General features: G+C 40.1%; 16 protein-coding genes. 15 read left to right on the top strand and 1 reads right to left on the bottom strand.

Annotated features, from left to right (window positions below; all coding sequences use genetic code 11):
* Nucleotides 1-19 precede the first annotated feature (19 nt).
* The 15 genes from fur to lysA all read left to right on the top strand — a co-directional run bounded on the left by fur (nt 20) and on the right by lysA (nt 13,290).
* On the top strand, nt 20-484 hold the full coding sequence (gene fur, locus ACIQCO_RS14035) for a ferric iron uptake transcriptional regulator (protein ID WP_400429507.1): 465 nt from the start codon (nt 20-22) through the stop codon (nt 482-484).
* Between the two features lie 136 nt (nt 485-620).
* The gene (locus ACIQCO_RS14040) at nt 621-848 is read left to right on the top strand and encodes a YqzK family protein (protein WP_400429510.1); all 228 of its coding nucleotides are present in this window, start codon (nt 621-623) and stop codon (nt 846-848) included.
* Nucleotides 849-853: 5 nt separating this feature from the next.
* Complete coding sequence (gene xerD, locus ACIQCO_RS14045; protein WP_400429512.1) at nt 854-1,747, top strand: site-specific tyrosine recombinase XerD; 894 nt, start codon at nt 854-856, stop codon at nt 1,745-1,747.
* 287 nt (nt 1,748-2,034) lie between these two features.
* A complete protein-coding gene (gene deoB, locus ACIQCO_RS14050; RefSeq protein ID WP_400429515.1) occupies nt 2,035-3,225 on the top strand; it encodes a phosphopentomutase in 1,191 nt (396 codons plus the stop codon).
* A gap of 4 nt (nt 3,226-3,229) precedes the next feature.
* Nucleotides 3,230-4,051 carry a purine-nucleoside phosphorylase gene (locus ACIQCO_RS14055; RefSeq protein WP_400429518.1) on the top strand — a complete coding sequence of 274 codons (822 nt, stop codon included), beginning with the start codon at nt 3,230-3,232 and terminating at the stop codon, nt 4,049-4,051.
* 33 nt (nt 4,052-4,084) lie between these two features.
* Entirely contained in the window at nt 4,085-5,389 is a 1,305-nt protein-coding gene (locus tag ACIQCO_RS14060; RefSeq protein ID WP_400429521.1) for a pyrimidine-nucleoside phosphorylase, read from the top strand.
* A gap of 147 nt (nt 5,390-5,536) precedes the next feature.
* The gene (locus ACIQCO_RS14065; protein ID WP_400429523.1) at nt 5,537-6,712 is read left to right on the top strand and encodes a D-alanyl-D-alanine carboxypeptidase family protein; all 1,176 of its coding nucleotides are present in this window, start codon (nt 5,537-5,539) and stop codon (nt 6,710-6,712) included.
* A 295-nt stretch (nt 6,713-7,007) separates the two neighbouring features.
* Nucleotides 7,008-7,358, top strand: a complete 351-nt coding sequence (gene spoIIAA / locus ACIQCO_RS14070) for an anti-sigma F factor antagonist (protein WP_024026752.1) — start codon at nt 7,008-7,010, stop codon at nt 7,356-7,358.
* Complete coding sequence (gene spoIIAB, locus ACIQCO_RS14075; RefSeq protein WP_066089479.1) at nt 7,359-7,799, top strand: anti-sigma F factor; 441 nt, start codon at nt 7,359-7,361, stop codon at nt 7,797-7,799.
* 12 nt (nt 7,800-7,811) lie between these two features.
* Entirely contained in the window at nt 7,812-8,570 is a 759-nt protein-coding gene (gene sigF, locus ACIQCO_RS14080) for an RNA polymerase sporulation sigma factor SigF (protein WP_066089476.1), read from the top strand.
* 92 nt (nt 8,571-8,662) lie between these two features.
* On the top strand, nt 8,663-9,286 hold the full coding sequence (locus tag ACIQCO_RS14085) for a stage V sporulation protein AA (protein ID WP_400429527.1): 624 nt from the start codon (nt 8,663-8,665) through the stop codon (nt 9,284-9,286).
* Nucleotides 9,273-9,698, top strand: a complete 426-nt coding sequence (locus ACIQCO_RS14090) for a stage V sporulation protein AB (RefSeq protein ID WP_400429529.1) — start codon at nt 9,273-9,275, stop codon at nt 9,696-9,698. The genes ACIQCO_RS14085 and ACIQCO_RS14090 overlap by 14 nt, the downstream gene beginning before the upstream one ends.
* Nucleotides 9,699-9,788: 90 nt before the next feature.
* Nucleotides 9,789-10,400, top strand: coding sequence for a stage V sporulation protein SpoVABEA (spoVAEA, locus tag ACIQCO_RS14095; protein WP_400429531.1), 612 nt, complete (start codon nt 9,789-9,791; stop codon nt 10,398-10,400).
* Nucleotides 10,351-11,832 (top strand): spore germination protein, encoded by a 1,482-nt coding sequence (locus tag ACIQCO_RS14100; protein WP_400429533.1) that lies wholly within the window; start codon nt 10,351-10,353, stop codon nt 11,830-11,832. The genes spoVAEA and ACIQCO_RS14100 overlap by 50 nt, the downstream gene beginning before the upstream one ends.
* A 153-nt stretch (nt 11,833-11,985) precedes the next feature.
* Nucleotides 11,986-13,290 (top strand): diaminopimelate decarboxylase, encoded by a 1,305-nt coding sequence (gene lysA / locus ACIQCO_RS14105; RefSeq protein WP_400429535.1) that lies wholly within the window; start codon nt 11,986-11,988, stop codon nt 13,288-13,290.
* 38 nt (nt 13,291-13,328) lie between these two features.
* Here the strand turns inward: lysA and ACIQCO_RS14110 are convergent, their stop codons facing one another.
* Complete coding sequence (locus ACIQCO_RS14110) at nt 13,329-14,192, bottom strand: DUF1002 domain-containing protein (protein WP_400429538.1); 864 nt, start codon at nt 14,190-14,192, stop codon at nt 13,329-13,331.
* Nucleotides 14,193-14,362 lie beyond the last annotated feature (170 nt).

Below are 14,362 nucleotides of genomic sequence, written 5' to 3' on the forward strand. Positions count from 1 at the left end.
GCGAGGGAGGGACCTCAGGATGGAAACTAGAATTGAAAGAATTAAGAAACAGCTGCATTCAGCAAGTTATAAACTAACACCTCAGCGTGAAGCAACCGTTCGAGTGTTGCTAGAAAATGAAGAGGATCATTTAAGTGCGGAAGATGTGTACCTCCTTGTAAAAGAAAAATCGCCAGAAATTGGTTTAGCAACTGTTTATCGGACACTGGAATTACTAACAGAATTAAAAATTGTCGATAAAATTAATTTTGGTGATGGGGTTTCCCGTTACGATCTTCGCCAGGAAGGCGCCGCCCACTTCCATCATCATCTTGTTTGCATTGAATGTGGTGCCGTTGATGAAATTCAAGAAGATTTACTTGAAGATGTGGAAGAAGTCGTTGAACGAAGATGGAATTTTAAAATAAAAGATCATCGCCTAACCTTTCATGGGATTTGTTACCGTTGTCAGGATAAAGATAATGAGGAAGAAAAAACCGAATAACGAATACCAAGTCCTTTTAATGATAAAGGGCTTTTTATTTTACAAGTAAATTCCCTCTTTTCCCTATGAAAAGGTATAAAACTTGTACATTTTGGCATACCTTTAAATAGATAAACGAATATATGGGGGAAGTATGATGATTTCTTTTATCAAAGCTACACTAAAAACCTTAAAGGTTTTTATAATATTCACTGGATGCACGATTCTCTTTTATTATGGTATCATGTGGGTATCTGAAGAATATCAAAATTATCATCGCTATGATGAACCGGAAGGATCTGCGGTAAAGGTCTCGAATGCAGTAAATGAAAAAAGTTCTTCCTTGTTGGATCGGCTGATGTTGTTTTATTTAAATGGGGAGTAAATGCGATGGAAGATCAATTAAGGAATTTTTTGCAATACCTGCTAGCTGAAAAAGGTTTAGCTAACAATACAATTACATCCTACGAGCGGGATCTAAAAAACTATCTTCATTTTTTAAAAAATAGGGAGTCCATCCTGAATGTAAATAATATACAGCGTGTTCATATTGTTCAGTTTTTAAGCTTCTTAAGAGAACAGGGGAAATCCTCAAAAACAATAGCGAGACACGTTGCCTCTATTCGGGCGTTTCATCAATTTTTATTACGGGATAAAGCAGCAGAGCAAGACCCGTCCGTCCTTATCGAACCGCCAAAACATGAAAGGTCGATTCCAAAAGTATTGAGTTTACAGGAAGTGGAGAAGCTTTTGGATGCGCCAAAGCAAAATGACCATTACGGCCTTAGGGATAAGGCAATGCTTGAACTCCTTTATGCGACAGGAATGCGTGTTAGCGAATTAATTGGCCTTGATATTGAACATGTCCACCTCACCATGGGTTTTGTCCGTTGTATCAGCAATGGAAGCAAAGAGCGCATCATTCCATTGGGACAAACAGCATCCGATGCCATCAAGCAATTTCTTGAAAGTGGAAGGCCGCATTTTGTTGCGAAACAGCATCACGATAACGCTTTGTTTCTAAACCACCAAGGAAGGCGACTAACCCGGCAAGGATTTTGGAAAATTTTAAAAAAGATAACAAACGAAGCTGGAATTGGAAAAGAGCTTACACCCCATACCCTTCGGCATTCCTTTGCCACACATTTATTAGAAAATGGCGCGGATCTAAGAGCTGTTCAAGAAATGTTAGGTCACGCAGATATCTCAACAACACAAATATATACTAATGTGACAAAAACCAGATTAAAGGATGTTTATCGTAAATTTCATCCGCGAGCTTAAGAGAATGCTAGTTTTTGGGGTCATTCACAAAAATGTTAAAAAGCAGCTGAAAATTTTGGCGGCTTTTTTCTTGTAATTTTGCAGAGATTTAGTAAAATAGAGATGTCAGACTTCTGACAAATAAATTCACTTTTTTTGGTTAATCTCATTTCAACAGGGCAACATATCGTTGCGCATTGTTTTTTAAAAATGTAAGAAGGTTTGTACTTTGAGAATTTTCCTGCTCAGCACATTGGTATGGTGGTCTTATTTGCAAACGTTTTCTATTAACAAAGGAGGAAGAATTGATGGCTGCAAGTACATATAAACGTATTTTTATCATCGTAATGGATTCAGTCGGTATCGGGGAGGCACCTGATGCAGAAAAGTTTGGCGACAAGGGTGCGGATACCTTTGGACATATTGCCGAAAGAATGAACGGTCTTAACATGCCAAATATGGGCAAGCTTGGCTTAAGCAATATCCGTGAAATCAAGGGGATTGAAAAAGCAGCAAAGCCGTTAGCTTTTTATACAAAAATGATGGAGGCTTCTAACGGGAAAGATACGATGACTGGGCACTGGGAAATCATGGGCTTAAATATTCAAACGCCTTTCCGCGTATTCCCAGATGGTTTTCCGGAAGAGCTGCTTTCTGAATTAGAAAAGCGCACCGGTCGAAAAATTATTGGCAATAAACCTGCAAGCGGAACAGAAATCCTTGTTGAGCTTGGAGAAGAGCATATGAAAACAGGCGCGTTGATTGTCTATACGTCAGCTGACTCCGTACTTCAAATCGCTGCCCATGAAGAAATTGTTCCACTTGATGAGCTTTATAATATTTGTAAAATTGCTCGTGAATTAACGCTCGATGAAAAGTACATGGTTGGCCGTATCATTGCTCGGCCATTCTTGGGAGAACCAGGGAACTTTAAACGGACACCAAACCGTCACGATTACGCTTTAAAACCGTTTGACCGAACAGTAATGAGTGAATTAAAAGATTCAGGATTCGATGTCATTGCTATTGGAAAAATTTCTGATATTTATGATGGCGAAGGTGTCACTAAGTCTTTACGCACGGTTTCTAATATGGATGGAATGGATAAGCTTGTTGAGACCTTTGATATGGATTTTACAGGGATCAGCTTTGTCAACCTTGTTGATTTTGATGCGTTATATGGCCATCGCCGTGACCCTGAAGGATATGGACATGCGCTGGAAGAATATGATGCCCGTCTGCCTGAAGTGTTTGCCAAAATGAAAGAAGACGACCTATTAATGATTACCGGAGACCACGGAAATGATCCAGTTGCGCCTGGCACGGACCATACACGTGAATATGTACCATTGCTTGTTTACTCTAAGAGTATGGCGGAAGGAAAAGAGCTTCCTTTACGCGAAACCTTTGCCGACCTTGGGGCAACCGTCGCGGAAAACTTTAATGTGAAAATGCCGAACTACGGTAAAAGCTTTTTAAAAGAACTAAAGGGGGAATAACGCGATGAACACAGAGAAAATCCAAAATGCTGCTGGTTTTTTAAAAGCCAAGTATGCTAATACGCCAAAAATTGGCTTAATCTTAGGATCTGGTCTTGGCGTTTTAGCGGATGAAATTGAGAATCCTGTTAAAATACCATACAACGAGATACCAGATTTCCCAGTATCAACAGTTGAAGGTCATGCCGGACAGCTCGTATTTGGAATACTAAATGGGGTAGAGGTTGTTGCCATGCAAGGCCGTTTCCATTTCTATGAAGGATATAGTATGGATAAGGTGACTTTCCCGGTTCGTGTCATGAAAGAGCTGGGCGTTGGTATGCTGATTGTTACCAATGCAGCAGGCGGCGTAAATGAAAGCTTTGAACTAGGTGATTTAATGCTAATTACCGACCATATTAATAATATGGGAACGAATCCGTTAATTGGTCCAAATGATTCTCGTCACGGTGTCCGCTTCCCTGATATGTCTGAGGCGTACACCAAAGATTTACGGGCCGCTGCGAGAGAGATTGCAGCCCGTTTAAACATTAATGTCAAAGAAGGCGTCTATTTCGGAAATCCCGGACCTGTATATGAAACACCGGCAGAAATTCGGATGATTCGCGGAATGGGCGGTGATGCCGTGGGAATGTCGACTGTGCCGGAGGTAATCGTTGCCCGCCACAGCGGAATGAAGGTTCTTGGTATTTCATGTATTTCTAATATGGCAGCTGGTATTTTAGATCAGCCGTTAACACATGATGAAGTTATGGAAACAACTGAAAAAGTAAAAGCAGATTTCCTTTCATACGTAAAAGAAATTGTAAAAGATATCGCAAAATAAATGGACTAATACTATAACGAAGTGGTGATAAAGATGAGAATGGTTGACTTAATTGAGAAAAAACGCGACGGGCACGAACTATCAACTGAAGAAATTAATTTTATTATTACTGGTTATACAGATGGATCAATCCCAGATTATCAAGTAAGTGCCCTAACGATGGCCATCTTTTTTAAAGGGATGACCGAAAAAGAAAGAGCCGATTTAACGATGGCAATGGTTGAGTCTGGAGATCAAATAGATTTATCGCAAATTGAAGGCATTAAAGTCGACAAGCATTCAACAGGCGGAGTTGGCGACACAACAACCCTTGTACTTGGACCACTTGTTGCCGCTTTAGATGTACCAATTGCCAAGATGTCCGGCCGCGGCTTAGGTCATACGGGTGGAACGATTGATAAATTAGAAGCGGTCAAAGGCTTCCATGTTGAAATTGAAAATGAAGAATTTATTGACCTTGTTAATAAAAATAAAATTGCAGTCATTGGGCAAAGCGGGAACTTAACCCCTGCCGATAAAAAGCTATATTCACTAAGGGATGTAACAGCCACTGTCGATAGCATTCCGCTGATTGCCAGCTCGATCATGAGTAAAAAGATTGCTGCTGGTGCTGATGCGATTGTCCTTGATGTTAAAACAGGTGCCGGTGCCTTTATGAAGACACTAGATGATTCTAGAGAATTGGCCAAGGCAATGGTGCGGATTGGGAACAATGTCGGCAGAAGAACAATGGCTGTTATCTCTGACATGAGCCAGCCGCTTGGTTATGCGATTGGAAATGCGCTTGAAGTGAAGGAAGCGATTGATACCTTAAAAGGAGAAGGTCCTGAGGACTTAACAGAGCTTTGCTTAACGCTTGGAAGCCACATGGTTTACTTGGCTAAGAAGGCTGGCTCCCTTGCAGAAGCACGTACAATGCTTGAAAATGTGATAAAAGATGGTTCCGCACTTGAAAAATTAAAGGTATTTTTGAGCTCTCAAGGCGGGGATGCCTCGATTGTTGATGATCCAACAAAAATGCCGCAAGCAAAATATGTTGTTGAACTCGAGGCAAAAGAGGACGGCTATGTCTCTGAAATCATTGCAGACGAAGTAGGAACAGCCGCGATGATCCTTGGAGCAGGAAGAGCAACAAAAGAATCAGTCATTGATTTAGCTGTTGGCCTTGTCCTAAGAAAGAAAATTGGCGACCAAGTCAAAAAAGGCGAATCATTAGTAACCATTTACAGCAATTTTGAAAACGTGGATGAAGTAAAACAAAAGCTATACGAAAATATCAACATTTCCACATCCAAGGTAGAAGCACCAATTCTGGTTCACGAAGAAATAACCGAATAACAAAAAGTAGTTTAGGGTGTCAGGCACCATGTGAAAAATTCACATGGTGCCTGACACCCTTTTTTTTCTTAAAAATAAAGGAAATAATTGTATAAGAATGTTTGTTTTGGAAAAAATGGAGGCTATAAAGAATGGAGGGTTATGCGAATGAAACGATTTGTCTCTTTATTAATGACATTTATATTATTTACAAGTTTAGCGGGACCATCGGCTTTTGCTGCTGAAGAAAAGAAGACGGCTGATATTGTCAGCAATGTGAAATCTGCGATATTAATCGAGCGTGACACCGGAAAAGTCCTCTACGAGAAAAATAGTAAGGAAGAACTGCCGCCGGCGAGTATGACTAAGATTATGACCATGCTTTTGATCATGGAAGAGATTGATAAAGGAAAGCTTACTTGGGATGAAAAAATCCGTACTAGTGAGTATGCAGCCTCGATGGGTGGTTCACAAATTTTCCTTGAACCTGGTGAAGAAATGACCACAAAGGAAATGTTGCGAGGAATTGCCATCGGTTCAGGAAATGATGCGTCTGTTGCCATGGCCGAGAGAATTGCAGGGTCTGAAGAAGCCTTTGTTGACAAGATGAATGATAAAGCAAAAGAACTTGGCCTCAAGCATACCTTCTTTAAAAATACAACGGGACTTCCGGTAGGAGGACATTTTAGCTCAGCAGCTGATATGGCTGTGATGGCAAAAGAATTATTGAAATATGAGGAGATTACCAAATTTACAGGTATGTATGAATCCTACCTCCGTGAAAATACGGATAAAAAATTCTGGCTAGTGAATACAAATAAATTAGTCCGTTTTTACCCAGGGGTGGACGGGTTAAAAACTGGGTTTACCGCTGAAGCAAAATATTGTTTAACAGCAACTGCCCAAAAAGATGGCATGCGTGTAATTGCGGTTGTTTTTGGATCACCGACTTCAAAGGAACGAAATGCGCAAGTAACAAAAATGCTTAATTATGCCTTTAGTCAATACCAGACACATCCAATGTTTAAGCGAAATCAAACCATTGGTCAAGCAAAAGTAAGTAAAGGGAAAGAAAAGTCTGTCGAAGCCGTAACAAGTGAACCACTTTCATTATTGACCAAAAAAGGTGAAAAGACAAAAGATGTTGAACAAAAAATTGAACTGCAAAAAAATCTAAAAGCCCCCATTTCAAAAGGGGACAAAGTAGGAACAATTAAGCTAATGAAGGACGGCAAGGTAATTCTCGAAAGTCCTTTAGTCGCCAAAAAAGAAGTAAAGGAAGCAGGCTGGTGGAACCTATATAAACGTTCTTTTGGCATGTTTACCAAGGCCGGGGGGAAATAATCATTTCTAATAGATATGAAGGTATAAATTTTTGACTTCGAGAATTGTCCAGCTCCAGCGCCTAGCCCCTCGAGGTCACAAGCCAATCCGTCCAAAAGGTTAAAAAGCAACCTTTCGGCCGGCTCGTCTTGTGCTTGTCGGGGCTGAACAAGGCGCTTGCGCTTTTCTTATTGTCGAAACTGAGAAAATGTCCACTTCTTTTAGCGAATTACAACTAGTTTTGTATTTATAGAAGGAAATACTCGCACTGGAGGCGAATTGACTCACTATACCAGATTAAGGAGGCCTATGGATAGTGAGTCTTAACATTGAATTGGAAACCAAAAATGACGTTTTACTTATTCGCTTAAGTGGTGAATTGGACCATCATACAGCGGATACCCTTCGTGAAAAAGCGACAGCAATTATTGAAAAAAATGATATCCGTCATATTGTCTTGAATCTGGAACAGCTTTCTTTCATGGATAGCTCAGGATTAGGAGTTATTTTAGGAAGATACAAACAAATCAAACAGGTGCACGGTGAAATGGTCGTTTGTGCGATTTCCCCTGCAATACAAAGATTATTCGATATGTCCGGTTTATTTAAGATTATTAAAATGGAACCGACTGAGGAATTTGCATTGCAAAGATTGGGGGTCGCCTGAATGAAGAATGAAATGAGCCTCGAGTTCAGTGCTTTAAGTCAAAATGAATCATTTGCCCGTGTAACTGTTGCAGCCTTTATTGCCCAGCTTGATCCGACTATGGATGAGTTAACCGAAATAAAGACAGTGGTTTCCGAAGCCGTGACGAATGCAATCATTCATGGTTATGAGAATAATCCGAATGGAATTGTCTATATCCAAGTTTCGATTGAGGACAGTTTGATTGATATAACAATTAAAGATAGTGGAAAAGGAATTGTCGATGTGGAAGAAGCTCGTCAGCCATTATTTACAACGAAGCCGGATTTAGAACGCTCCGGTATGGGTTTTACCATCATGGAGAATTTCATGGATGAAGTAGAGGTTCTCACACAGCCAGGTCGAGGAACCGAGGTTAAATTACGGAAGCATTTAAATTCCAGCAAAATGCTTTGCAATTAAGGAGACTTGCCGATGGATGTGGAGGTCAAGAACGAAAAAAGTCAACCGTTTCTAAAGGATCATGAGGTTAAAGAGCTCATTAAAAAAAGTCAAGCTGGCGACCAAGATGCAAGAGATTTAATCGTTGAAAAAAATATGCGTCTCGTCTGGTCCGTTGTTCAGCGCTTTCTTAACAGGGGATATGACCCCGATGATTTGTTCCAAATCGGCTGTATCGGGTTGTTAAAATCAGTGGATAAATTTGATCTTTCCTACGATGTAAAGTTTTCTACTTATGCGGTACCGATGATTATTGGGGAAATCCAGCGCTTTATTCGTGATGATGGAACCGTAAAGGTCAGCCGCTCACTGAAGGAAATGGGAAACAAAATCCGCAAAGCGAAGGATGAGTTATCAAAGAATTTCGGCAGAACTCCGACTGTTAACGAAATCTCAGAGTATTTGGAGCTGTCGCCAGAGGATGTTATCCTTGCACAGGAAGCAAGTAGAACACCTTCATCCATTCATGAAACGGTTTATGAAAATGATGGTGATCCGATTACATTATTAGACCAAATTGATGATGGCAATGAAGGAAAATGGTTTGACAAAATTGCTTTAAAAGAAGCGATTCGTGATTTGGATGAACGAGAAAGGCTAATCGTTTATTTAAGATATTATAAGGACCAGACCCAGTCTGAGGTTGCTCTAAGGCTTGGGATTTCTCAGGTTCAGGTATCAAGGCTTGAAAAAAAGATTTTACAGCAAATGAAGGACCGTATGGATCTCTAATCCATACGGTTTTTTCATTTGTTTTACATGAAAAATAGACATATTATCCATACTACATATACGAGGAAATAATTGTGTGGGAAGTGAATGTTTTGGAAAAAACAATTTACATTCGCATGCGGAATCGTGTTCAATCTAAGCCGGAGGAAAAAGTACTGTTAAAGGATGTTGCCCAAATTATTGCCCCGGAAGCTGTGCTCTCAAATTTAAAATCGATGATGGTCCATCAGTTAACCGAAACGGATCGGAATATTGTCATTATTGATGTCATGAAGGTTATAAATATGATTAGCACTAGGTTTGGAGAACTGGAAATTCAAACGATTGGACCTGCGCAAACCATCATCGAAGTAACATATAAGAAAAAAGGAGTTTCCATTCCTTTTTTTCTGTTAATATGGTTTCTCTTATTTTTTGGTTCAGCAATGGCGATTATGAATTTTCATGACGATGTCAGTATGAGAAGTGTACAGGAAAAAATATATACAATTATTACCGGTAAGAAAGAGGCAAAACCATTTCTTTTTCAAATCCCATATTCTCTTGGTTTAGGTCTTGGAATGATTCTGTTTTTTAATCATGTATTCAAGAAAAGATTAAACGAAGAACCAAGCCCGTTAGAAGTAGAAATGTTTAATTATCAGATGGATTTAGATAATTACGTCATTATCCATGAAAACAAGGAAAGTATGAAGAAAACGAATGACGACGATTAATATTCTAGCCGTTAGCTTTTTTGGATTTGCAAGTGGATTGGCTGTAGGCTCGGGGTTTGTTGCGTTTCTCACCGTACTTGGAATAATTCCCAGACTGACACAGCTGACCAAAACAATGAAAATGATTCAACAATATGAATGGGCAGTGGTCTTAGGAGCACTTACAGGGGTATTTGCCAGTCTAAGAGACCCGGTATTACATATCTCACCATTTTTTTTAATCCCATTAGGCATCACTGGCGGTGTTTTTGTTGGAATGTTGGCAGCCGCTCTTACAGAAGTGTTGAATGTACTGCCCATTCTTGCCAAAAGGATTCGGCTGGATGGTGAAATTGTCATCCTCATTATGGCAATTGTTTTAGGGAAAATATTTGGCTCGATTTTTCAATGGCTGTATTTTGTTCATCATTAAGACTTTGAAATTGTCTAGCCCAATCCGCCTAACGACTTGTGGACGTCGCCGTTCAGGCGCTAACGCTTTTCTAAGAAAGGACATCAAAGGATGAGTATTCGGAGGCGTGTCATTTTAGTTACTGACGGTGATGAATATGCCAAAAAGGCGATTGAGCATGTGGCGCATGAGATTGGCGGACGGTGTATTTCAAGGTCCCAAGGGAATCCTTCCAAATTAACTGGTCCGGAACTTGTCCATTTAATTAAAAAAGCTCCACACGATCCCGTATTGGTGATGTTTGACGATAGTGGGATTGTCGGTGAGGGTGCTGGTGAAAACGCATTGAAATATGTAGCTTTCCATGATGAAATCGAGGTCTTAGGTGTGATCGCAGTTGCCGCAAAATCAAGGCATGAGGAATGGACAAGGATTGACGTAAGTATCGACCGGGACGGGGAGTTAACCCCAAATGGAGTAGATAAATTTGGTATACAGGAACTTGAACCCGGGAGAATAAACGGAGATACCGTTTACTGTCTTGATGAATTGGATGTTCCGCTCATAGTAGGAATTGGCGATATCGGAAAAATGGCAAGACACGACTCCTACAAAGTCGGTTCACCGATCACGAAAAAAGCGGTCCAGCTAATACTTGAAAGGAGTGGTTTTTATGACACAAATAGAGGACCAAAAATGGCCAATCCCCGAATCAGTCAATGAAATTGAACACTATATGAAACAACGTGCAGGGCTTGGGGTCAGTTTTGATATAGGGATAAGGAAATTAAAAATTCTAAAAAAAGATGTTCACATTTATTATGTAAATGGTTTATGTGATACCCTCTATATTATTCAACTGATTGAAGAATTAGTAGAAATCAACGATCATGAAAAACTGTCTACAGATCTATTTAAGGTGATTGATAATCGGCTTTTGAATCAATCTGTTGAACAGACGAAAATGCTGGATACAGTGGTTGATCAGGTCCTGTCTGGATTAATCGCCGTCGTAATGGAAGGGGAAAGTACCGCTTTTATTATTGATGTAAGAAGCTATCCAGGACGATCTCCTCAAGAGCCGGATACAGAAAAGGTTGTCAGAGGGGCCCGTGATGGCTTTGTCGAAAATATTGTCTTGAATACGGCGTTAACAAGAAGGCGAATTCGTGATGGACGGCTCCGCTTTGAAATGTTAAAAGTGGGGAAGCGTTCGAAAACGGATGTTGCACTTGGTTATTTAGCCGATGTTGCAGATGCAGATTTACTCAATATTCTTCGAAAAGAATTACAAGCCATCGATGTTGATGGAATCCCGATGGGGGATAAAACGCTTGAAGAGTTTATCGTGAAGCAGGGATGGAATCCATTTCCGATTGTAAGATATACGGAGCGGGCGGATGTAGCAGCTGCGCATATCTTAGAGGGGCATGTCGTTATATTTTGTGATACTTCTCCAAGTGTGATTATCACGCCTGCAACATTCTTTCATCATGTCCAGCATGCTGAAGAATTTCGGGAAGCACCTGCTGCAGGTACTTTTGTACGCTGGACTCGTTTTTTAGGTGTGTTAACGTCAATATTTCTGCTTCCGTTATGGATGTTATTTGTGTTAGAGCCTAGTATGTTACCGGAAAAGCTCTCTTTTATTGGGCCAAATGAACAAACAAATATCCCGGTTGTCGTTCAACTAATACTAGCTGATTTTGGGATAGAATTCTTGCGGATGGCTGCCATTCATACGCCAACACCACTATCAACAGCAATGGGTTTAATTGCTGCGGTATTGATTGGGCAAATTGCGATTGATGTTGGTTTATTTGTTCCTGAGGTTATCCTCTATGTTGCTGTTGCCGGTATCGGTACATTTACCACACCAAGCTATGAGTTAGGTGTGGCAAATAAGATATCGAGAATGCTGCTTTTGATTGTAACAGCAGCATTTCATCTTTCAGGTTTTGTCATTGGCGGAACATTACTTTTTCTATTTCTTGTTCATATGCGGGCTCTTAATACACCCTATTTTTGGCCATTTCTTCCTTTTGAGCCAAAAGGATTCTTACAAATCGTCTTCCGCAGGGCAATCCCCGGGTCTTACCTGAGACCAAGTATTGTGCATCCAAGGAACCGCTTCCGACAGCCGCCTAAAGGATAAAAACATAAGAAATAATTGCGGTTTTTCCGCTGTTATGCTAAAGTATTTTAATTAAATAAAGGATTTTAAATAGGCAGTTTCTTTAGCGGATTCTGTCTATTATTTATTTATTATCTTTTAAGACTGTGAGTCGTTGCGGAGAGAGGGAAGGGAATGTATCATTACGGAACATCAGGCGTGAATAAAGCTGGGAATTTGGAAATAGGCGGAGTCGATACGATAGAATTAACTCGAGATTTTGGAACTCCCCTATATGTTTATGATGTCGCATTAATGAGGGAGCGAGCACGAGGGTTTAAGCAAGCCTTTGAAGAGCAAAACATAAACTCTCAAGTAGCATATGCAAGCAAGGCCTTTTCGACTGTGGCAATGGTGCAGCTGGCAGAAGAGGAAGGCTTATCACTTGATGTTGTTTCCGGAGGAGAATTATACACAGCTCTTGCTGCAGATTTTCCGCCTGACAGAATTCACTTTCACGGAAACAATAAAAGCAAAGAAGAATTGGAAATGGCGTTGGACAACAGAATCGGCTGTATTGTGGTCGATAATTTTTTTGAAATGGAACTATTAAAATCCATTTGCAAAGAGAAAAACGTTAAAGTAAACATCCTTTTACGGATAACCCCGGGAATCGAAGCCCATACTCATGATTACATTTTAACCGGGCAGGAAGATTCAAAATTTGGTTTTGACCTACAAAATGGTCAAGCAGGAACGGCATTAATTACAGCCCTTCAATTTGAACATTTTGATGTTCTGGGACTTCATTGCCACATTGGTTCGCAAATATTTGAAACCACTGGTTTCTTACTTGCGGCAAAGAAAATTGTTGAACAGATGGCAGTCTGGAAAAATGAGCTTGGCTTCGAAGCAAAGGTACTAAACTTGGGCGGCGGGTTTGGTATCCGTTATACAAAAGAGGATGAACCGATACCTCCTTCGCAATATGTGAGCGAAATAATCAAAGAAGTTAAAAATTTGACTAGTCAATCTTCTTTGAAAATGCCGGAAATATGGATTGAACCAGGCCGCTCCCTTGTTGGGGATGCGGGTATTACGTTATATCAAGTAGGTTCTTCTAAAGATGTTCCTGGTGTGAGGAAATATTTAGCTGTTGATGGCGGGATGAGTGATAATATTAGACCGGCTCTTTACCAAGCAAAATATGAAGCGGTTCTGGCGAAAAAACCATTAGCACAGCCGAATGAGACGGTTTCGATTGCTGGCAAGTGCTGCGAATCAGGCGATATGCTGATTTGGGATTTACCTTTGCCAGAAACAGGGGCAGAGGAAATTCTTGCGGTTTTTTGTACGGGTGCCTATGGTTATTCCATGTCAAACAACTATAACCGGATCCCTCGTCCAGCTGTTGTTTTTGTAGAGAACGGGAAAGCCACCCTTGTAGTAAAAAGAGAGACCTATGAGGACATCGTAAGACTTGATTTACCTTTTAAATAAGAAAAGCTGCCGGGAAATCCGGCAGCTTTTTCAACAAATTAAGAGAAGAGAGATTTAATCGCATCAATCAGCCAAATAAAGAATTGCTTGATTTTTTCAAAGAAACCTTGTCCCTCTTCGGATTGAAGAAATTTTGAAATGCGGTCTTTTGCTTTATTCAGCTGATCGCTTACTTGTTTCCAGTCGATATTCAAATCCTTTAGCTTATTAAAAAAGTCAATCAGTCTTTGCATTTCCTTATCGCTAAGCTTGACGTTTAAATCCTTAGCCGCTTGATCTATGATTTTTTGTAATTCCTCATCGTTTTTCGGCTTTTTCTTGGCGATTTCTTCTTTTACTTTGGCAATTAATGCCGCGGCATTCTTATCACCAATGGAGTCGCCTAATTTGGCGGTTTCAACCATCTCTTGGTTTGCCGCTTGTTTAACTTCCTCAGGAATGGTTTTATCTGCTGAAATTTCGTAGGCCTTAATAATGCCTGTTAACGCAGCGGTTCCAGAAACGGCAATTGGTGCCGTAATATAAATATCCGCATCCTTGACTCCCGCAGTAATCAGCGCATTCACATACATTTCATCAGTAACCCAATTGATATTCTTTGTTTTAACCGTAATCCCAGAACCCTTTGGTGCAATGGTAATCGCTGAGGATGAGATCGCCTTAGTACCAATTAAAGATTTGGCAACATATTTCCCTAAATATTGATGTTCTTCTTGATTTGAGACCGTTACGATTTGAACATCCTCCGGTGCACCCATTTCTGATAATAACTTGTTTTTTTGCTCTGTTGTTAAATTTTCGCCTAATGTGACAATCATGTCGCCCTCAGCCATGTCAGCTAAGCCACGAAGAGGAACTGCGAGCATAAATGTGGCAATTAGTAAAATAAGTACTTTTTTCATTGTTTGCCTCCTTGGATCATTTCATGGTAGTCAAGAGAGTGTTCATTAATAATATAACCGAAACCTATAATATAAACGTATAATTTAACCTAGAAGTTTCATAGTTTTAAAAACTTTGCCGCTAGAAATGCAAATTTTGTAAGAGAAAATAGATTATTTCTGTTATATGG

The organism is Neobacillus sp. NPDC093127, from assembly GCF_044754175.1.
Taxonomy (GTDB): Bacteria; Bacillota; Bacilli; order Bacillales; family Cytobacillaceae; genus Neobacillus.

Excerpts from the sequence above, each read along its gene's own strand:
- fur (WP_400429507.1), top strand. The coding sequence starts at position 20 with ATGGAAACTAGAATTGAAAGAATTAAGAAACAGCTGCATTCAGCAAGT.
- ACIQCO_RS14040 (WP_400429510.1), top strand. The coding sequence starts at position 621 with ATGATTTCTTTTATCAAAGCTACACTAAAAACCTTAAAGGTTTTTATA.
- xerD (WP_400429512.1), top strand. The coding sequence starts at position 854 with ATGGAAGATCAATTAAGGAATTTTTTGCAATACCTGCTAGCTGAAAAA.
- deoB (WP_400429515.1), top strand. The coding sequence starts at position 2,035 with ATGGCTGCAAGTACATATAAACGTATTTTTATCATCGTAATGGATTCA.
- ACIQCO_RS14055 (WP_400429518.1), top strand. The coding sequence starts at position 3,230 with ATGAACACAGAGAAAATCCAAAATGCTGCTGGTTTTTTAAAAGCCAAG.
- ACIQCO_RS14060 (WP_400429521.1), top strand. The coding sequence starts at position 4,085 with ATGAGAATGGTTGACTTAATTGAGAAAAAACGCGACGGGCACGAACTA.
- ACIQCO_RS14065 (WP_400429523.1), top strand. The coding sequence starts at position 5,537 with ATGAAACGATTTGTCTCTTTATTAATGACATTTATATTATTTACAAGT.
- spoIIAB (WP_066089479.1), top strand. The coding sequence starts at position 7,359 with ATGAAGAATGAAATGAGCCTCGAGTTCAGTGCTTTAAGTCAAAATGAA.
- sigF (WP_066089476.1), top strand. The coding sequence starts at position 7,812 with ATGGATGTGGAGGTCAAGAACGAAAAAAGTCAACCGTTTCTAAAGGAT.
- ACIQCO_RS14090 (WP_400429529.1), top strand. The coding sequence starts at position 9,273 with ATGACGACGATTAATATTCTAGCCGTTAGCTTTTTTGGATTTGCAAGT.
- spoVAEA (WP_400429531.1), top strand. The coding sequence starts at position 9,789 with ATGAGTATTCGGAGGCGTGTCATTTTAGTTACTGACGGTGATGAATAT.
- ACIQCO_RS14100 (WP_400429533.1), top strand. The coding sequence starts at position 10,351 with ATGACACAAATAGAGGACCAAAAATGGCCAATCCCCGAATCAGTCAAT.
- lysA (WP_400429535.1), top strand. The coding sequence starts at position 11,986 with ATGTATCATTACGGAACATCAGGCGTGAATAAAGCTGGGAATTTGGAA.
- ACIQCO_RS14110 (WP_400429538.1), bottom strand. The coding sequence starts at position 14,192 with ATGAAAAAAGTACTTATTTTACTAATTGCCACATTTATGCTCGCAGTT.